Source organism: Clostridioides sp. LIBA-7602, assembly GCF_056688945.1.
The window spans coordinates 2565658-2586130 of sequence record NZ_CP196991.1 but is presented as its reverse complement, the minus strand read 5'-3'; the positions used below and the strand labels follow the sequence as shown (position 1 = coordinate 2586130).

14 protein-coding genes and 1 other annotated feature are annotated in these 20473 nt (G+C 28.5%); of the genes, 11 read left to right on the top strand and 3 right to left on the bottom strand.

The features are described 5' to 3' along the window. Positions 1-199 precede the first annotated feature (199 nt). Positions 200-1735: a hypothetical protein gene (locus ACTG45_RS12375; RefSeq protein WP_479916972.1), complete on the top strand. Its 1536-nt coding sequence runs from the start codon at positions 200-202 to the stop codon at positions 1733-1735. Between the two features lie 226 nt (positions 1736-1961). Here the strand turns inward: ACTG45_RS12375 and ACTG45_RS12370 are convergent, their stop codons facing one another. Further along, positions 1962-2648: an aspartate/glutamate racemase family protein gene (locus ACTG45_RS12370; RefSeq protein WP_479916971.1), complete on the bottom strand. Its 687-nt coding sequence runs from the start codon at positions 2646-2648 to the stop codon at positions 1962-1964. 125 nt (positions 2649-2773) lie between these two features. Here ACTG45_RS12370 and ACTG45_RS12365 point away from each other — a divergent pair, with 125 nt between their 5' ends. Then, on the top strand, positions 2774-4177 hold the full coding sequence (locus ACTG45_RS12365) for an aminotransferase-like domain-containing protein (RefSeq protein ID WP_479919074.1): 1404 nt from the start codon (positions 2774-2776) through the stop codon (positions 4175-4177). Between the two features lie 380 nt (positions 4178-4557). After that, positions 4558-5826 carry a glutamate 2,3-aminomutase gene (eam, locus tag ACTG45_RS12360; protein WP_021385198.1) on the top strand — a complete coding sequence of 423 codons (1269 nt, stop codon included), beginning with the start codon at positions 4558-4560 and terminating at the stop codon, positions 5824-5826. A gap of 91 nt (positions 5827-5917) precedes the next feature. Here eam and ACTG45_RS12355 read toward each other — a convergent pair whose 3' ends face one another. Both ACTG45_RS12355 and ACTG45_RS12350 read right to left on the bottom strand, forming a co-directional pair. Continuing rightward, a complete protein-coding gene (locus ACTG45_RS12355) occupies positions 5918-6274 on the bottom strand; it encodes a hypothetical protein (protein ID WP_021385105.1) in 357 nt (118 codons plus the stop codon). Between the two features lie 150 nt (positions 6275-6424). Beyond that, on the bottom strand, positions 6425-7519 hold the full coding sequence (locus tag ACTG45_RS12350) for an AI-2E family transporter (protein WP_479916970.1): 1095 nt from the start codon (positions 7517-7519) through the stop codon (positions 6425-6427). 469 nt (positions 7520-7988) lie between these two features. Between ACTG45_RS12350 and ACTG45_RS12345 the strand changes: the two genes are divergently transcribed. From ACTG45_RS12345 to ACTG45_RS12310, 8 genes are all read left to right on the top strand, one after another. After that, positions 7989-8810, top strand: a complete 822-nt coding sequence (locus ACTG45_RS12345; protein WP_021385230.1) for an AAA family ATPase — start codon at positions 7989-7991, stop codon at positions 8808-8810. Between the two features lie 20 nt (positions 8811-8830). Then, a complete protein-coding gene (locus ACTG45_RS12340; RefSeq protein ID WP_479919073.1) occupies positions 8831-10027 on the top strand; it encodes a vWA domain-containing protein in 1197 nt (398 codons plus the stop codon). Positions 10028-10214: 187 nt separating this feature from the next. Further along, positions 10215-13613: a bifunctional germination protease/germinant receptor pseudoprotease CspBA gene (gene cspBA, locus ACTG45_RS12335; protein WP_479918794.1), complete on the top strand. Its 3399-nt coding sequence runs from the start codon at positions 10215-10217 to the stop codon at positions 13611-13613. A 10-nt stretch (positions 13614-13623) separates the two neighbouring features. Continuing rightward, positions 13624-15297, top strand: coding sequence for a bile acid germinant receptor pseudoprotease CspC (gene cspC, locus ACTG45_RS12330; protein WP_021385243.1), 1674 nt, complete (start codon positions 13624-13626; stop codon positions 15295-15297). A 258-nt stretch (positions 15298-15555) separates the two neighbouring features. After that, entirely contained in the window at positions 15556-15750 is a 195-nt protein-coding gene (locus tag ACTG45_RS12325; RefSeq protein WP_021385202.1) for a CDIF630_02480 family spore surface protein, read from the top strand. 218 nt (positions 15751-15968) lie between these two features. Beyond that, positions 15969-16203: a binding site (T-box leader), on the top strand. A 76-nt stretch (positions 16204-16279) separates the two neighbouring features. Next, a complete protein-coding gene (asnS, locus tag ACTG45_RS12320) occupies positions 16280-17677 on the top strand; it encodes an asparagine--tRNA ligase (protein WP_021385136.1) in 1398 nt (465 codons plus the stop codon). Between the two features lie 175 nt (positions 17678-17852). Next, a complete protein-coding gene (locus ACTG45_RS12315) occupies positions 17853-18311 on the top strand; it encodes a hypothetical protein (RefSeq protein ID WP_021385146.1) in 459 nt (152 codons plus the stop codon). Between the two features lie 195 nt (positions 18312-18506). After that, positions 18507-20450: a YARHG domain-containing protein gene (locus ACTG45_RS12310; protein ID WP_479919072.1), complete on the top strand. Its 1944-nt coding sequence runs from the start codon at positions 18507-18509 to the stop codon at positions 20448-20450. The last annotated feature ends 23 nt before the right edge of the window (positions 20451-20473 follow it).

The following is a 20473-nucleotide window of genomic DNA, read 5'->3' as shown; positions in this document are numbered from 1 at the left end:
AATGTTATTTCACTAAAATTAGACTATTGTAATAGTAAGAAATTAACACTAATTTTAGTTTTAAATTTTAAATTTATGGTTTATAATTAATATAGGGATATTCTGAAATATAATAATTTTCCAGTTTATGCCAATGTTTAACTTAGGTAGATTGCTTACAAAACAAATGATTATATATTAGGCTAAAGGAAGTGGATAGATGAGATTTGTAGAAAATAAGAAATACAGAAAAATTGCCATAATTATATCTATTCCTATATTGCTTGTTGCGCAGTACTACCTTTTTAAATTTGGAATACTTAGACCAATGGTAAAGGGAGTAGAAATCGAAATTGTAGATGGGGAATATGTTAAAGATTTAGATAAATATGTAGTAAAATTAAATGAAACAGTTACTTTGTCTACTGGTGAATATATTAAAGTTCCTTCATATGCTAAAGACCCAAATATTTGGTTTAATGTGTTGGATAATTCAGGGACTTTAAAAATAGATGGAAATAAGATGACAGCATTAAAGGTTGGGTATTCTTCTGTGGGTATAATGAAAAATTCAAGAGTGTTAAAAAAAGCTACTATAAAAGTAGTAGACCCAGAAGTAGAATCACTAGATATGGAGATTAATGGGGATTTAAAACATGTTGGTGATAGTGCTACTATAGAAAGTACAATAGAGGTTGATTATGATAAATTTAAAAAATCATATAAACCTATTTATAAGAGTAGTAATGAAGATGTTCTAAAAATTAAAGGAAATACAGTAAGTGCAGTTGGAGTTGGAAAAGCTACAATATATGCTAAGTGTGGAAACAAAGAAGTAGAGAGAACCTTTAGAATTCAAGCTATAGTTGCGGAAATAAATATGAATGATGTAAAAATAGAAGTTGACCAAAATGAAAAATTAAAACCGGATATAATAACTTCTCCACCTGGTTTAAAGGCACCAACAATATATTATGAGTTAGCAGATTCAAAATTACCTGTAGAAAGAGCAATAAGTCTAAGTAATGATGGAAATATTGTAGGGCTTAGAGAAGGTAAGGAAAGAGTAAGAATAACTTGTGGAGATAAATCTAAAATAATAACTGTAACAGTAGTTAAAGAAACTATAACGAATGACTATATACAAAACTTAGTAGGGTCACATAAAATAGTAAATAATAAAATTATCATTAAGCTTGAGTGGGACTATATGAAAGATGTCTTTGATTATGATATATACCTTAAAGACAAATTGTCAGGAGAATCATTTAAGAAAATCAAATCTATAACTATAAATGAAAGTGATTTAGGAAAATCACAAAAGGTATATGCTACTATAGAAGTAGATATAAAAGATAATCAAAATTTAGATTTTGATATTTATGTTGTAGGTAAGAAAGATTCAGATACAACTAAGCCAAGTAATGTCATAAATATTACTAATGGAAATGGAAATTCAACTAATGATAATAATATTCAAGATATGAAGGTTGAAAACATATCAGCTAATGTTGATAGAGATAACAATGTTATTAGAGTTAACTGGAGTAGTGTATCTCATAAGGGTTGTACCTATAGTATATATGTAAAAAATAATACTAATGGAGATGGAGACTTTACACTGTATCAAAGTGATATACAAGGTAATGAGCATACTATAAATATTCCTGAGGGAGACTTAAATCTAGATATTTATGTTGTTGCAAATTATGAAGGAAAAAACTCTCAAAATAGTGATGTTATAAATGTAAGATAGATTTGTATACAGATTAAGAGTGTCAAGTTTGTGATTTATTGAAAAATTAAATTAAAAAAAGAGGATAGTATGAGAATATGAACATCACTCCATTTAGTAGAATTTCACAGTATCTTGTTTACTGTGTCTACTAAATAGAGTATTGTTAAACAATCATACTATCCTTTTTTATATAGGGGTTTCAAATTTTTAGTGTTAAAAGTATTTTTTGCTAACTAACACCATCTTAGATTGACTTTAATGCAGCTTCTATTGCATGTATTAGTGTTGTATCAAATAGTGGAATAGAAGTATCATTTTGTTTAATTAGAAGATCTATTTCTGTACATCCTAATATGATACCATCTACACCTTGTTTGCCAAGCTTATCTATAATTGATAAGAAAGCTTTTTTTGAAGAGTCAGATACAATTCCTACACAAAGTTCATTAAATATTGTATTGTTTACTATTATACGGTCTTCTTCGTTTGGAATTAAAACCTCAATCCCATTATTAATAATTATGTTTTTATAAAAATCTTGCTCCATTGTATATTTAGTACCCAATAAAGCTACTTTTTTTATTCCTTTTTCCTTCAATACTTCAGCAGTTACATTTGCTATGTTTATTAATGGGATATGTATCTTTTCTTGTATTTTATCTGCTACCTTATGCATAGTATTAGTACATATAACAATAAAATCTGCACCTGCATCTTGTAATTTAATTGCAGCATCAGATAGAATTTCAGCACTTTTTTCCCAATTTCCGCTAGACTGGCATTCTTCAATTTCTTGAAAATCTACACTGTAAAGTATACACTTAGAAGAATGTAGTCCACCTAATCTTTCTTTTATTACTGTATTAATAACTTGGTAATATGTAATGGTACTTTCCCAACTCATACCACCAATTAAGCCTATAGTCTTCATATTTATACCTCTCTTATTCTGTTTATTTTGAAATAGCTATTTACAAATACAAGTATAGCATCTAAAATATAAGCATACAATAATAAAATTGTATGGAGGACAATTATATTAAAAGGAGTAATTATATGCCAATAAATTCATTTGAAAACTATCCTATGACATGGAAACCAAAATTAAATAATCGAAAACCACCAATATATAAAACTTTGGCAATGTTATTAGAAGAAGATATTAAAATAGGAAATTTAAATCCTGGAGATAAGTTACCACCACAACGAGAATTAGCAGATTTTCTAGATTTGAATTTAAGTACAATAACACGAGCATTTAAACTTTGTGAAGAGAAGGGGTTAATATGTGCAAAAGTAGGAAAAGGAACTTTTATTTCTTCTGATGTAAATGTAAGTAATACATTATTATATCAAACAGAATCAAAAGATATAATTGAACTAGGTACAGTGCATCCTCCTTATGAGCAAAATACATATATCATTGATTTTATTAAAAATGTACTAAAACAACCAGAAATGGATAGATTTTTACAATACATGTCTCCTTCTGGTACATATATGCAAAAAAAATCAATTGCAAAATGGATAGAAAGAAACAATGTATATACTAGTGAAGAAAATATACTACTATCTACAGGTAGTCAGAATGCTATATGTGCAACTTTACTAGGACTATTTAAAGCTGGAGATAGAATTGCTACAGATTCTTTGAGTTTTTCTGGAATTAAATCAATAGCTAAAATGATAGGTATTCAATTGATTCCAATTCCTCAAGAAAATAATGAAATGTCAATAGAATCTCTCGAAAGTTATTGTAAAAATGAAAATATAAAAGGCATATATCTTATACCAGACTATCATAATCCAACAACACATTCTATGTCTAATTTATCTCGCAAAAAAATTGCAGAGATAGCAAAAAAGTATAATATAATAATTATTGAAGATGCAATAAATAGTATTCTTAGACCTAATATACAAACTCCTATATTTTCTTTAGCTAGTAACAATACTGTATATATTTTTAGTACATCTAAGTTTTTATGTGCTGGTCTTAGAATAGCATTTGTAGTTGCTCCAAAACGCTATATAGAAAACTTAGAAAAGGCACTATATAATATGAATCTAATGGTTTCTCCATTTACTGCGGAAATAGTACACCGTTTATTGTATTCTCCTATTATAGATAAAATTATAGAAGAGAAAAAAGATGCAATTGTAGAAAGAAATAAAATTGCTGATAAAATTTTATCAAATTATAATTTAATTGGTGATAAAAATTGTAGTTTTCGTTGGTTACTTCTTCCTGATGAATTAGATGGAAAGTCATTTGAAATATGTGCAAAAAATCTAGGCGTTCAAGTATATTGTGCTGAACGTTTTTCAGTTGGTAATTCTACAGTACCAAAAGCAATTCGTATTTGTGTAACAGCTCCAAAAGATATAGAAGAATTGGAAAAAGGGCTGAATATAATAAAGTCACTTCTTAAGAGCCAGAGTTACTTTACTATGATTTAATTAAATAAATAAAAAAGCGGAGAAATTTATTATAATAAACCTCCGCTTTTATTATTTAATGAAATACTTTATTTTCTATTAAAATTTTAACTTTAATAATCTTGAAAAAATAATCATTTTATGATAAAATAATTCTTAAAAATAGAAAAAATTAATCATTTGTTAAAAAAAATGCATAATATATTGTAATTTATTGACGAAAGTGGAAAAATATTCACAAATGTGTAAAATAACAGAAAAAATGCAAAAATAAGTTCAATTTCATTTGTTATAAAATCTATATGGCAAAGTTAAATCTGCCTATCAGAATGATATAAACACATCAGAAAGGAGGATGCTATCAAATAATATGAGTAAGTTAATTTTGATAGCGAAGAATTATGAATGAACAAACTAGAATATCCTTAGAGAGAGCTGCTGAACTAAAATCAAAAATTGATGATTATATTCAGGCTAGAAAAACTATTAACAGAGGTCTTGAAAAAGAAGAAGAGATAAATAAACGAAAACAGAAAATATTAAATTTATTAAATGGAACAGAAGAAGATTGGAATAACTACAAATGGCAATTATCAAATAGAATAACAGATGTAGATACTTTATCAAAGATTATCACTCTGACTAAAAAAGAAAAAGAATATATAAAAGAGGTTGGTACTCAATTTAGATGGGCTATATCTCCATATTATTTGAGTCTGATAGACCCAGAAGACATATGTGACCCGATAAAATTGCTGTCCATACCAACACATATAGAATTAGAAGATGAACAAGAAGATTTAGACCCAATGGGAGAAGAGTACACAAATCCAGCAGGGTGTATAACAAGAAGATATCCAGATAGACTAATAATAAATGTAACAAATGAGTGTGCTATGTATTGTAGACACTGTCAAAGAAGAAGAAATATTGGTCAACAAGATTCTCATAAGTCAAAAGCTATTATCCAAGAGTCTATAGACTACATTAGAGAGAATGAAGAAATAAGGGATGTATTGGTGACTGGAGGAGATGCTCTTACATTAAAAGATGATTATTTAGAATGGATTCTTAGCCAACTTAAAGAAATACCACATGTTGATTATGTTAGATTAGGTACTAGAACTCTTGTTACAATGCCACAAAGAATTACAGATGAATTTTGTAACATGCTAAAAAAATATCATCCTATATATATAAATACACATTTCAACCATCCAATGGAAATAACTAAAGAGTCTAAAGAAGCTTGTGAGAAGCTAGCAAATGCAGGAGTTCCATTAGGGAATCAAGCAGTATTATTGAATGGTATAAACAATGATAAATTTGTAATGAGATGTTTAAATCAAGAATTACTAAAAATAAGAGTAAAACCGTATTATATATTCCAAAGTAAGCATGTAAAGGGAACAAAACATTTTAACACATCAGTAGATGATGGTCTTGAAATAATGGAATATCTGAGAGGATACACATCAGGAATGGCTATACCAACATATATAGTTAACGCTCCAAAAGGAGGAGGAAAGACTCCATTACTTCCACAATACCTTGTATCAAAAGGAACAGATTATGTTATGCTTAGAACATGGGAAGGCAAAGTTGTAAAAATGGAAGATGAACCTGCTGTAGATATAAAGAAACTTATAAAAGAGCAAGCACAGGATTAATAAATATTTAAATTGCAAAAAAAGAAACAACTTTAAAATAAAAATAAAATGGATGCTAAATTTATACCAATTTGCATCCATTTTTTATTAGTTATTTATTATTTTGTTGTTGATTAACTAATTCAAGATATCCACTTGGGTGGAAGTAATATATCTCAGAAGTATTTTCATTTACAAAGTAACCAATGTCACCATCTGCATCTGGTAAAAATACATAACCATTAAGATTTTTAGCTTTTAATGCTTCGAAATCGCTAGCATTTCCTTGATATATGTAATCAACTTCATTGTTGTATTTTACTAAAAGTTCTTTAGCTTGTTCTTGAGTCAATTTAGTATTTTGGCTTACAGGAACATCCTTTTGAGAATCGGCATAAGAAGATTCATTTACTGGTGCAGTTAATAACAAACAAGATAAAACTAATAAAGATATAAGTGCTTTTTTCATACTAAAACCCTCTTTCGTGTTTAATTATATAAGATTCATTACTTAATAATATTGTATGTTTCCTATAATTAAATATTACCATTAAAGAGAATAATATTACAGTTACACAGCTGTAACCTTTGATTACAAAATCGTAATTAAATTGTATTTTTATTCCATCTGTATTTTATCATGTCTACGATTTACAAATTCACAGAAATATATCTTTATAACACCCATCACAGGGGCTGATAGAATCATGCCAGGTATACCAAAGAACCCTCCTCCAACAGTAACTGCTAGTATTGTAAAAAATGGACTAAGACCTAGTTGTCCACCTACGATTTTTGGTTCTATAAATGTAACTTCAACTTGCTGAATTATTATTAAATAAATCAAAGAAGTTAGTGCAGTTGTTGGGTTGGAGAATAAATTAATTATTACAACTGGTGCCATACCTATTACTGGACCAAAATATGGAACCATATTCATAACACCCATAAGTGTGCCAAATAACAGCGCATATTCAGATTTTAAAAAGTAAAGACCAATTCCAGAAAGTAACCCAACTATAAAAGAATCTAGAATCTTGCCTGTAAAGTATTTACCAATATTTAAATTTAAGCTCTGACATAACTCTATTATAAAATCTCCATATTTTTTACCTAAAGAAATATAAACTATTTTCTTTGTAAATAATAAGAATTTTTCTTTTTCTAATAATATATAGAAACAAATTATAAAACCTAAAAGGAATTGCACTATAAATTTTCCAACAGAGAATGTAGTACTAAATATTCCTCCAAGTGAGCCAATAAGCAAGTTACTAAACTTAGGCATTACACTCATAATTTTGTCGCCATATTCTTTTAATGTATTAGGGTCTACTGATTGTAAACTTTTACCTAAATCAAATAGGAACTGCTCCGTTTTATTTATATATGTAGGAACCTGAGATACCAAATCAGTTAAACTATTCACTATGGATGGAACTGTAAATAGTATAAAGGCAATTAATATAACTATTAGTACACCATAAGTAAGAAGTAAAGAGTATATTCTCTTAAAATTTAGTTTACTTTCCAAAAACTTTACTAGTGGATTGAATATATATGCTAATATAAATGCTATTATAAATGGTGTAAGCAGTGACATTAATAAACTTACCATTCCAAAAAAATATTTATAGTTATCAATAACTTTAATCAAGATGTATGAAACAACCACAGTAAGTACAATATTTAAATAAATTTTCTTGTCTTGCAAAATAACACAACCTTTCTTATATTTGTTAAATTTAAATATATCTAAATTTAAGTTCAAGTTAACATTTATAGCTTATTATACAATAAAAAGCAGTATTAATATAGTATGATTAATATGAAATTATAAATACATTAAAATTTTATATTTATGATTAAAAATAATGAAAATTAATTAAGTTATGTCTATATATAACTTAATTCTAAAAAAAGTGATGTCTTTAATTAAAATAAGTTTGTTATAATCTAAAATTTGTATAAGAAGTTATCTTTTTTTATTTTTTAAAATATATATTTCATTTAATTATGACAAATAAAGATAAAAATTAAATATTTTAGAGGTAATTTTACTTTGATATAGAATTTTAGAATAATGCTATACAAATGTATTGTATTATTATTTTTTATATTAAAAATAGTAATAACGTATCTATATACATTTAGAAAATTATTGTTTAGAAGGAGTAGAACTTATGATAAAAAAAGAAATAGGTAATTTTAAAGGTACTAGTGATTATGTGGTATCACCAGAATTAATGGCATCAGTTAACGTTGCTATTGCTCTTGAAAAACCACTTTTGATTAAAGGCGAGCCTGGGACAGGTAAGACTATGCTTGCACAAGCAATTTCGAATGAACTAAAAAAAGATTTAGTAATTTGGAATATAAAGTCGACTACAAAAGCTCAAGATGGTCTTTATGTATATGATACTGTTCAAAGACTCTATGATAGTCAATTTGGAGGAGAAGGAGTAGATGATATTAGTAAGTATATAAAACATGGTAAATTAGGGGAGGCATTTAGTTCAAAACAACAAGTAATTCTTTTAATAGATGAAATAGATAAAGCAGACCTAGAATTTCCAAACGATCTACTTTGGGAATTAGATAAAATGGAGTTTTACATAAATGAAACAAAAGAAACTGTAAAGGCTAAACAAAGACCAATAGTTATTATAACTTCAAATGCAGAAAAAGAACTTCCAGATGCATTTTTAAGAAGATGTATATTCCATTATATAGAATTTCCTGATAGAGAAATGATGGAAGAAATAGTCAAAGTACATTTCGATAAAGTAGAAGAACATCTATTAGAACAAGTAATGACTACTTTTTATTGGATTAGAAGCTTAAAAGAGATACAAAAAAAACCTAGTACATCTGAATTAATAGATTGGATACAAGCATTAACTTTGAGTGGAATTCCTATTGAAAAAATAGAGCAAGAAGTTCCTTTTGCAGGAATACTGCTTAAAAATAACGAGGATATTGAATCTATGCAAAGACGTTTGTAGTTAATAGGAGCTGGATAATTATGTTTATTAAATTTTTTTATTTATTGAGGGCAAGAGGATTAGAAGTATCTTTAAATGAGTGGATGACTTTAATTGAAGCACTGGATAAAGGTCTTTGTTATTCAAGCTTTTCAAATTTTTATTATCTTTGTAGAATGATTTTAATAAAAAGTGAAAGTAATTTTGATAAGTTTGATGCAGTGTTCTTAGAGTATTTTAAAGGAATAGAGCACCAAGAAGAAATTCCAGAAGAAATTATGAATTGGCTTAATAAAGCAGATATAATTCTAGAAGAATTTGAAAGAGTGGAGCAAAATTCAAATATAAATCTTGATGACTTGAGGGCTAAACTGGAAGAACGTATAAAAGAGCAAGATTCTCCACATAATGGAGGAAATTATTGGATAGGTACAGGAGGTACTTCTGAATTAGGTCATTCAGGAAAGGGACAAACTGGTATACGTATAGGGGGAAATTCAACCTATGGAAGAGCTGTTTTGGAAGTCGCAGGAGAAAGAAAATATAGAGATTTTAGAGATGATGAAGTTTTAAATATGCGTCAATTTCAAGTTGCCCTAAAAAGGCTTCGTCAATTCTCTACTAAAATAGATGCACCAAAAACAGAACTTGACTTAGATAAGACTATTGAAGAGACTTGTAATAATGCTGGGTATTTGAAGTTATTTTTTGAGAAGCCTAGAAAAAATACAGTGAAGCTTTTATTACTTATGGACTCAGGTGGCTCAATGAGGGGATATAGCACTTTATGTAATACATTATTCCAGTCTGTAAGTAAATCAAATCATTTTAAAGATGTAAAAGTATATTATTTTCACAACTGTCTTTATGACAGATTATTTACAACACCTGAATGTTGGTTAAGTAAGTCTATTGATACTGAATGGATATTACAAAATATAGATAAAAACTATAAAGTTATAATTGTGGGAGATGCTTCTATGTCACCTTCTGAGTTACTTAATATTGGTGGTAATTATCGTGGACCATATAATTATACTCCTGGAATAGAATGGCTAAAAAGATTTAAAAGAAAGTACAGTAAAATTGTATGGTTGAATCCAGAGTTGAGAGATGGATGGGATTCAATTAGTTATTGGTATCAGACTCAAAGATTAATACAAAGTGAATTCAATATGTTTCCATTAACTGTAAAAGGCTTGGAGAAAGCATTAAAAAATTTAATGGTGTCAAGATAAAATAAAGAATGATGGTATAATTTATTAAAAATTGTACCATCATTCTTTATTTTAGATTAGTCGCTAGAAAAGTAGAAGTATTTATGAATAGCATTGAGGAGTATAATTGAAATTCAAAAATTATACACTACGATACATTTTAGACCTACAGAAAACATATACATTAATAATAATTTTAGAAATCGAGGTGATTATAATAAATTATGAATTAATTGTAAAATACAATGGAGATATATTGAGGTTAGAACAAGAATTAGGTGTTTCAGTAGAGATACTTAATTCATCATATGCAATAATAACATCAAGTAATGAAGAAGATATAAATACACTTTTGACTTATCCAGAAATTGAATTTATAGAAAAACCTTTCATATTACAAACTCAAGATGTGCAAAGTTTCTCAAGCACAGGAATAACAGGTTTTAAGAATAGAACTGGTTTAACTGGAAAAGGAACTATAATTGGTATAATCGATTCGGGAATAGATTATACTCTACCTGTATTTAGAGATAGTGATGGAAGGTCTAAAATATTATATTATTGGGATCAATCTATTCAGGGAAATCCACCAGAAGGTTTTAGAGAGGGTACATTATATACTAATGAAGATATAAATAATGCAATAGCTGGAAATATGTATATACCTATTTCAACAACTAGTTTACATGGGACACATGTTGGAGGTATTTGTGCAACTATTGCAAGTGATGCTAGGATAATAGTGGTGAGGGTTGGAAATATACAGACAGATGTTTTTTCAAGAAGTACAGAATTTATGAGGGCAATTAAATTTATTTTAGATAGAGCATTAGAATTAAGAATGCCTGTTACATTAAACATAAGTTATGGAAGTAATGAAGGTTCGCATAGAGGAACATCCTTATTTGAACAATATATAGATGATATGTGTTTATTTTGGAAGAATAATATAGTTGTAGCGGCTGGAAATAATGCAGATAAAGGTGGTCATAAGAGAATTAGATTACAGAATAATACTGCAGAAGAAGTAGAGTTTGTAGTTGGAGAAGGGGAACGTATATTAAATATAAATATATGGCCAGACTTTGTTGATGATTTTAGTGTACATTTGGTAAGCCCATCAAATAGTCAAACACAATCAATTTCTCTGACTTCAGGTGAAATAAGAAATACTTTGGGTGAAACTAGGGTAACTGGTTATTTTTATCCTATAGCTCCATATTCTCTTACAAGGAGAGTTACCTTACAACTAAGTTCAAATACACAAATAAACCCAGGTTTGTGGAGAATTGTATTTGAGCCAATAGACATTGTAACTGGAAATGTAAATATATATTTGCCAACTTCTGAAGGATTAAATAGAAATACTAGATTTCTTATTCCAACTCAAGAACTTACTGTAACGGTTCCTGGGACAGCAAGTAGAGTTATAACAGTAGGCAGTTTCAATTCAAGAACAGATATAGTATCCATATTTTCTGGAGAAGGAGATACACAACTAGGTGTATTTAAGCCAGATTTATTGGCTCCAGGAGAAGATATAATATCATTTTTACCAGGAGGTACAAGTGGCGCATTAAGTGGAACTAGTATGGCTACTCCTCATGTTACAGGTGTTTGTTCATTGTTTATGGAGTGGGGAATTGTAAATGGAAATGATTTATTTTTATATTCTCAGAAATTAAGAGCACTACTTTTAAGAGGGGCAAGAAGGCTAAGTAATCAATCCTATCCAAATAATTCATCAGGATTTGGGTTTTTAAATTTAGCAGATATAGATTTGTACACTCTATCTAGTATAAATCAAGATTTAGAGACCGATGATATTGGATATAGAAGTATTAATAAATCATTTAAAGATGAAGAAAATAATTATAAACTTGTAGATGGTTATAATAACAATATAAAAAATGATATTAAATCAGATAGTTTTTGCAATGAGGATATGAATAGGCAAAGTGGAATTTTAGCAGGAATAAATATAATTCATACTCCTGAATTTGAAGGAGAATTAAATGCTTTAGGTATGGGTTCTGGTTTTATTAAATTAAGTGATTCATTAGGCATACTACCTATAGATGCTTCTGATTATAACAGTATACAAAGAATATTGGAACTTCCATCGATTATAAGGTCAGAATCAACTATAAAGATGTCATTACTTGGAACCATTAACCAAGGAACTTTTGGTGGTATAGTTGCAACAGAAGAGATAGGTGTAAATTTCTTTAAAAACAATCCAAACATTACGATAACAGGAAGAGGTACTCTAATAGCAATTGCAGATACAGGAATAGACTATCTACACAGAGATTTTATTTATCCAGATGGAACTTCAAAGATAGTATATTTATGGGATCAAACAAAAGAAGGAAGCCCACCTGAAGGTTTTTATATTGGAACAGAATACACACGAGAAGATATAAATAGAGCTATAGCAGACAATGACCCTAGTTTATCTCAGGATGAAGTTGGCCAAGGAACGATGTTAAGTGGTATATGTGCAGGACTGGGAAATGTAAATAGTGAATATGCAGGAATAGCAGAAGATGCTGAACTGATAATAATAAAACTTGGTAAGCTAGATGGTTTTTATAATAGTGCAATGCTATTTGCTGCATCTCAGTATGCATATAAAAAAGCTTTTGAACTTGGAAGACCATTGGTTATAAATGTATCTTTGGGTAGTAGCAGTCTAGCTGGCTTAACTAATAGAAGTAATAGTGAAAAAGCATTCTTTACTAGAGGTTTATGTATAACAGCAGGGGCAGGAAATGAGGGCAATACACAAACACATACATCTGGAAGTATACCACATGCAGGAGGTTCTGTTGATATTGAGTTGGAGTTAAGTGAAGATGAAGAAGAACTATCATTAGAGCTTTGGTTAAACAAGCCAGATAAGGCAGATGTAATAATAGTATCGCCTTCAGGTGAAGAGAGTAAAAGTGTCGGTGTATCAAGTTACAATAGAGTGACTGGTTTATTTGATTTAGAAGGAACTGATTATTTCATAACATATGTATACCCAACTACTTTTTCAGGTCAGCAGTTTACTAATATTACTTTGAAAAATGCTAAAAGAGGAGTATGGAAAATTAGACTAGTTGGAGTTTATATTATAAATGGTATATACAATTTATACTTGCCAAACAGAGTGCTTTTAAAAAGTGGAACTAGATTTAGACAGGTTGACCCTTTTTATACTATAAATTATCCTGCCATTCAAGATGATTTAATAACTGTAGGAGCATATAACACTATTAATAATAGTTTATGGCAAAGTTCATCAAGAGGTCCAACTATCGAAAATAGATTGAAGCCAGATTTAGTAGCACCAGGAGTGAGTATAATCGCCGCTTATCCTGGCAATACATACGCAACTATAACTGGTACAGCAGCAGCGAGTGCACATGTTGCAGGAGCTGCTGCAATGTATTTTCAATATACTTTTGCTGATGGAAGATATCCAAATCAAGCATATGTTCAAAAAGTAAAAACATTTATGCAAGCTGGAGCTAGAAAAAATTCAAATACAGTGTATCCAAATACAAGTGCTGGATATGGAGCATTAGATGTTAGGGGCATGTTTGATGTATTAAGGTAGGGGGGGAGTTATGGAAAAATCTTATTGTATAATTTATCAAGGTGATATAGAGACTGCACTCCAAGAAAATGGTATAAATAGGTATATGGTTTTAAATAGTCAGCTTGTAGTAATATATGTACCTATAGATTTTGATGAAACTATTTTAAATAACATATTGCAAGTAGCGTGGTGGGAGGAATCTGCCCCTATGAGTAGTTTGATTGATATAACTAACAATGTAAATAATGGAGAAACTATTACCACAGCTGCTGAAACTGAGTATATATATGAAAATCCATACAATGATATAACAGGAAGAGGAATTTTGTTGGCAGTTATAGATTCAGGCATAGATTACTTGCATCCTGATTTTATAAATGCAGATGGAAGTAGTAAAGTTTTAAGTTTATGGGATCAAGAAGCAAATACAAATCCACCACCAGAAGGTTTTATTTTTGGAAGTGAATTTACAAGAAGTGAGTTAAATATAGCCATAAGTAGAAATGATGGGAGTTTAAGCCAAGATAATATAGGTACTGGAACTTTAGCTTCTGGTATATTGGTTGGAAATGGGAGGGTAAATTCACAATATAGAGGTATTACTACAGAATCGGACTTAATAGTGGTTAAATTAAAATCATATACAGATACTTATTATGCTGGAAGGATAAATTACAGTGTTTCGGATTTTCTAGCAGCTATAACATATGTTACTAATATAGCAAGGACAGAAAATAAGCCTATAATAATAAATTTAACTATTGGAGTTAAATCAGGTGCTGTAGCAACTACTTCTATATTAGATACTTTTAATATCTTGAGTAGTGCTGGCGTAGTAGTAGTGAGTGGTGCAGGGAATCAAGGCAATACAGATATTCATTATTCTGGTAGATTTAACAGTGTAGGTGAAGTGCAAGATGTAATAATACAAGATGGAGATGATTATGCACTTGATATAACACTAAACACAAATGGCCCAGATAAAATAGGCGCACAAATAATATCTCCTTCAGGTGAAGTTAGCCATGATATAAGATATTCTCCAGATTTTTATGTATATAGAGGAAAATTTAACTTAGAAAATACTACTTATGCAATGCGATTTATTTATCCATATATTACTTCTGGAAAAGAAAACCTGGAGATAAAATTAAGCGATATAAAGCCTGGAGTATGGACTTTAAGATTGACTTCGGAACTTGTAATAGGAGGAGAATATGATATATATTTACCAAATAAAAACCTGATAGCTCCAGATACAAGATTTTTAGACCCTGATTCAATTGCTACAATAACTATGTACGCTGCTAGTGATGATGTAATCACAGTTGGCACATTTAATAATAAAACTGATAGTATGTGGATTGGTTCTTCAAAAGGGCCAATTAGAGGAAGAGGAATTAAACCAGATATAGTAGCGCCAGGTGTAGATATAATATCTACATATAAAAACGGGACATATAATACAGGCACAGGTACAGGCATTAGTAGTTCTATAGTTAGTGGTGTCTTAGCTTTATTAATGGAATACTTAGAAAAACAAGATAATATACCAAGGTTATCATTATTTACACAAGTTTTAAAAACGTATTTAATACTGGGAGCTACAAAACTTGATATATATACATATCCTAATGTATCACAAGGATATGGAATTTTAGATTTGAAAAATACAATTCAACAGATAGCAAATACCTTGTAAATAAAAAATTATATTTTATGAATAGTTGAATTTTGTTATATAGTTTATATATTAAAAAATGGTATCAGAAATCAATATTAAAATAAAAAAATAGTTGTATATTCTTTGTATAGGAAATAAAAATTTTGTATAAAAATAGGAATTAATTTTGTATTTTAAATATATATTATTAATTTAAAATCATTATAACTTCGACTTATGAATTTAATTTGAAAAATTGCTAAAACTATTACAAAATAAATAATAGAGGTGATAGTTTTGGAAAATAAAAAAGCAAGAGCATTAAAAGGAAAAGATAATAAAAGACTTAGAAGTCCACTTTTAGTTGGAAATGAGTCAACAGCAGCATGGGCTGATGTTGAAAAATTAAAACCTCATAGTAAAGTTTCAATACCTTCACTTAATAGTGTTGAAGAAGCAAAAGATTGGGTTGACAATGGAAGTAAGTTATAAAAGTTATAAGATTAAATAATGAAAATGAGTATTTATTGTGATTTTGTAGAGTAGTATGCTTTGAAGGTTTATATTGCTTTGAAGATTTGTAGTTAGTTTAATGAGCAGGGTACTACTCTACTTTTTTTATAAACATCAATAAGTATCAATTATATAAATTTATTGACTAAAAATTTATAAATTGGTATAATTTTGTTAATTAGCGGAAATAATATAAGATAAATACTGTGAAGAGAAGAGTAGATATAAAATGTAGTTTTAGCGAGTTGAGGATGGTGAGAGCTCAATACGAGGTTTATATTGAAGAACATCTTGGAGTTTCTAATCGAAAGCTTGTTTAGTAAGTAGACTTAGACGGAAGGCACCGTTATAGGCTTTAAGCATTGCTTAACTAAGAGGTCATTTATGACAATTAGGGTGGTACCGCGAGAGTAATAGTCTTTCGTCCCTTTATATAGGGATGAAGGGCTTTTTTTATTGAAATTATATTTAGAAGAAATTAATAACAATTATACTAGGAGGATTTAAAATGCAAAAGGAATTTATAACAGTAAAAGAATTGTACAGAGACAAAGAGCAGTACATAGGAAAAACTGTAAAAGTAGCTGGATGGATAAGAACATCTAGAGTATCTAAGAACTTTGGATTTATAGAGTTAAACGACGGAAGTTTCTTTAAAAATATGCAAATAGTATTTGATGAGAAAGTAGAAAATTTCAAAGAAATAGGGAAATTAGCAATAAGTTCATCTATACTTGTAGAAGGAGAATTAGTGTCTACAGAAGGAGCTAAACAACCAGTAGAGATACATGCAAAAAGTATAGTAGTAGAAGGCGAATCAGATAGTTCATACCCACTACAAAAGAAAAGACATACACTTGAATATCTAAGAACAATAGCACATTTAAGACCAAGAAGTAATACTTTTTCAGCTGTATTTAGAGTAAGATCAATAGCTGCATATGCTGTACACAAATTTTTCCAAGAAAGAAACTTTGTATATGCACATTCTCCAATCATAACAGGTAGTGACTGTGAAGGTGCAGGTGAAATGTTTAGAATAACAACTATGGATTTAAATGATATTCCAAAAACTGAAGATGGAAAAATAGACTATGCTCAAGATTTCTTTGGAAAAGAATCCAATTTAACAGTTAGTGGGCAATTAAATGCCGAAATAATGGCACTTTCTTTTAGAAATGTTTACACTTTTGGACCTACATTTAGAGCTGAGAACTCTTACACAGGAAGACATGCTTCAGAATTCTGGATGATAGAGCCAGAAATAGTTTTTGCGGACCTTGAAGATAACATGGAACTTGCAGAAGACATGATAAAATATGTTATAAGTTATGTTTTAGAAAATGCTCCTGAAGAAATGGAATTCTTTAATAGTTTTATAGATAAAGGCTTGTTAGAAAGATTAAATAAGATAGTAAACTCTGAATTTGTTAGAATAACATATACTAAAGCAGTAGAGTTATTGATTGAGTCAGGTCATGAATTTGAGTATCCAGTTGAGTGGGGATGTGACCTTCAAACTGAGCATGAAAGATATATAACAGAGCAAATATACAATTGTCCAGTATTTGTAACAGATTATCCAAAAGATATAAAAGCATTCTATATGAGAATGAATGAAGATGGTAAAACTGTTAGAGCAATGGATTTATTGGTTCCTGGTGTTGGAGAAATAGTAGGAGGTTCTCAAAGAGAAGAAAGAGAAGATGTTTTACTAGATAGAATTCATGAAATGGGATTAAGAGAAGAAGATTACTGGTGGTATCTAGAACTTAGAAAATTTGGTACTGCTACTCACTCTGGATTTGGTCTTGGTTTTGAAAGAATAATTATGTATATGACAGGTATGTCTAATATAAGAGACGTTATACCTTTCCCAAGAACTCCTAAAAATGCTGAATTCTAATAGTTATAAATTATAGTATAACTATATAATTTTAGGCATAAAAATAGTAAATAACTTGTATATTATCTAGTTTGGATATATGCAAGTTATTTTTATTATATTTGTAAATATATGATTTAATTAATTCTATTTTGCAATACAACATAATAAAATATTAGCGTTGGGAGGGGATAAGATGTGTGAATTTTGCTTTATTGAATTTAATGTGGATAATGTAGAGGTATTTGATAGGATTAAGAATTTATTTTCCTATATAGCAAATATAAAAAATGATTGTATACAAATTAATGATTTAGAATATTATATTTTAGAAAGAGTAGATGAATTTTATTATAAAGAAGAATTAGATTATTTTTGGTGGCCAACAGAGGAAGAAAATAAAATATTTTGGGAGAAATATAAACTGTTGGATGAAGAAAAAAGACAAGAGCATTTGAACTCTGTTCCATGGGATTTTGAAACTGTATTTTCTGAAATTGGTATAGGTGATTATACAATAGAAGGCTGTAAAATGATTGGAGAAAAAACTTCAAAACTTTATTTTAATCCCATAGGATATCCTTATGGAGGGAGTGAAGTGCTTCAAGAAGCATTAAAAGCTTTTGGAGTAGTTATAGTTAATGTGCTAGGATAACGTTTGTTATGATATACTATAAATGATAAAGCGATTTTGGAAAATTATAAAAATAAATGCGATTTACAGACTGGTTTTATACTAAAAGATATAAGGGGATAGTATAAAAATATATAGGATGTTAAATACAAAAAATTATTTATTGTATTATCTATCATACAGTAGGCTTTATCATTATCATGAGGGGGAGTAATAATGTCTAAGAAATGGTTGTTTATGGTTTTAGGTTTAGTACTTATATGCACAGGTTGTACAAAAAATAACTCTAAAAGTAGTCAGAATAAAGGAGATAATTCTCTTATACTATTAAAGAGTGATGAGGATAATTCTGATGGTATGACAGATGTGTATATAAATACACAAGGTAAGGATGAAGAAAAAATAGCATCAGATATACCTATAGATACAAAGAGAGATTATATAAGTGGAGAGCAATCAATATTAATTCAGGATAAAGAAAATAATTTGTATAAATATAATTTAAAGAAAGAAAAGGAAAAATTAGCATCAGACTTAATTTCTGGTGAACTTAATTCATATGAATTTATTCCTTATTCAAAGACTATGGCATACATATCATCAGAAAATTCTTTGTATGTAAAGTATGATGGAAAAGATAAAGAAAAAGTAGCCAATGATGTTGTATTATACAAGGTATCTCAAGATGGAAAGTATATATATTATGTTAATACAGATGAAGAGTTGTATCTATATAAAGAAAATGAGGATAAAGAGAAGATATCAACTGATATAAAAAGTTTTGATATTATAAACAATAAAGGTGATGTAATATTTATAAATAATGATGATAACTTATATTTAAAAAGCTTAGATAAAAATGATAAAGTTAAGATTAGTTCAGATGTATCGAATTTATGGGTAGTAAAATCTAATGATGAAGATATTATGTATATAAGTGAGTATAATTATAAGGATTTAAAAGGAGAATTGTATCTATACAAAAATGGTACAAGTGAAAAAATAGCATCAGATATTAGGTCTTATAGATATAGAGATAATAAATTTTATTTTATAAATAGTGATGATGAATTATATGAAAAAGAAGTAGGGAAAGATGAATCTAAGAAAATAAAATCAGACATTGATTATATAAGTTTAATTAAGGATGGTATTGTATTTAGAAATTCTGATGGAGATATATATGTCAAAAAAAATAATAAAGAAGAAGAAAAAATAGGAAATGACATGAAAGAAAACTCTAATTTATCTATTATTAATGATGATAAATTACTCTATATTAAATCGAGTGGTGAGCTATTTTTAGATAAAGATAAGATAGCAAGTGATGTGATTGGTTATTCATTTAATTCAGAGAACATAGTATATTCTACTCAAAATAAGGAAATACATTTTTATAATATGAAAACTAAGAAAGATAAAGTTGAAATGAGTAATATACAAAAATATTCAGAGATTTATTTAGAAAATGAATTGATTTATTCTAAAAATTTAGAGCCAAAAGATTTAATTGGTTTTTGGAAAGCTGATGAGTATAATATATTTGAATTTGAAAAACCTGACAAAATAAAACTTTATAGTAAAAATCAAGAAGAAAGTAATTATACAATCAAATATGAAGTGGAAAGTTCAGATAGCAATAGTATGGTATTAAAAAGTAAGGATAACTCATCAAATGAAAAACTTTCTGTAACTAGATATAATAGCAATGAAATTTCATTAGAAGCTGACAATGTAAGTGGTACACTTAATAAAATTTCCAAAGAAGAAGCTGATAAATTTATTAAAAGTATAAATAATGGAACAAATGATGAGAGTGATAAAGAAAAAAATGATACAAAAAACAGTAAAAATAATTCAAGTTCTAACTCTAACTCAAAAAATAGAGAAGTAAGTTATGACGATGATTATATTATATATGATAGTGATTCAAGAGTTTTGACTAGAGAAGAACTAGAGGGTTATAGTAAAGGAGAGTTAGCCTATATAAGAAATGAAATATTTGCAAGATATGGGTATGTGTTTAAAGAAGAGCCATATAAGAGTTATTTTAGTAATAAATCATGGTATCAGCCAGATTATGATATAGGAGCTGACACAGATGTATTAAACTCTATAGAAAAACAAAATATTTCATTGATTAAAGAAATGGAAAATTAACCAATAATAGATTTGAAAATATA

Coding starts and splice junctions, on each gene's coding strand:
- ACTG45_RS12375 (WP_479916972.1), top strand. CDS start 200: ATGAGATTTGTAGAAAATAAGAAATACAGAAAAATTGCCATAATTATA.
- ACTG45_RS12370 (WP_479916971.1), bottom strand. CDS start 2,648: ATGAAGACTATAGGCTTAATTGGTGGTATGAGTTGGGAAAGTACCATT.
- ACTG45_RS12365 (WP_479919074.1), top strand. CDS start 2,774: ATGCCAATAAATTCATTTGAAAACTATCCTATGACATGGAAACCAAAA.
- eam (WP_021385198.1), top strand. CDS start 4,558: ATGAATGAACAAACTAGAATATCCTTAGAGAGAGCTGCTGAACTAAAA.
- ACTG45_RS12355 (WP_021385105.1), bottom strand. CDS start 6,274: ATGAAAAAAGCACTTATATCTTTATTAGTTTTATCTTGTTTGTTATTA.
- ACTG45_RS12345 (WP_021385230.1), top strand. CDS start 7,989: ATGATAAAAAAAGAAATAGGTAATTTTAAAGGTACTAGTGATTATGTG.
- ACTG45_RS12340 (WP_479919073.1), top strand. CDS start 8,831: ATGTTTATTAAATTTTTTTATTTATTGAGGGCAAGAGGATTAGAAGTA.
- cspC (WP_021385243.1), top strand. CDS start 13,624: ATGGAAAAATCTTATTGTATAATTTATCAAGGTGATATAGAGACTGCA.
- asnS (WP_021385136.1), top strand. CDS start 16,280: ATGCAAAAGGAATTTATAACAGTAAAAGAATTGTACAGAGACAAAGAG.
- ACTG45_RS12315 (WP_021385146.1), top strand. CDS start 17,853: ATGTGTGAATTTTGCTTTATTGAATTTAATGTGGATAATGTAGAGGTA.
- ACTG45_RS12310 (WP_479919072.1), top strand. CDS start 18,507: ATGTCTAAGAAATGGTTGTTTATGGTTTTAGGTTTAGTACTTATATGC.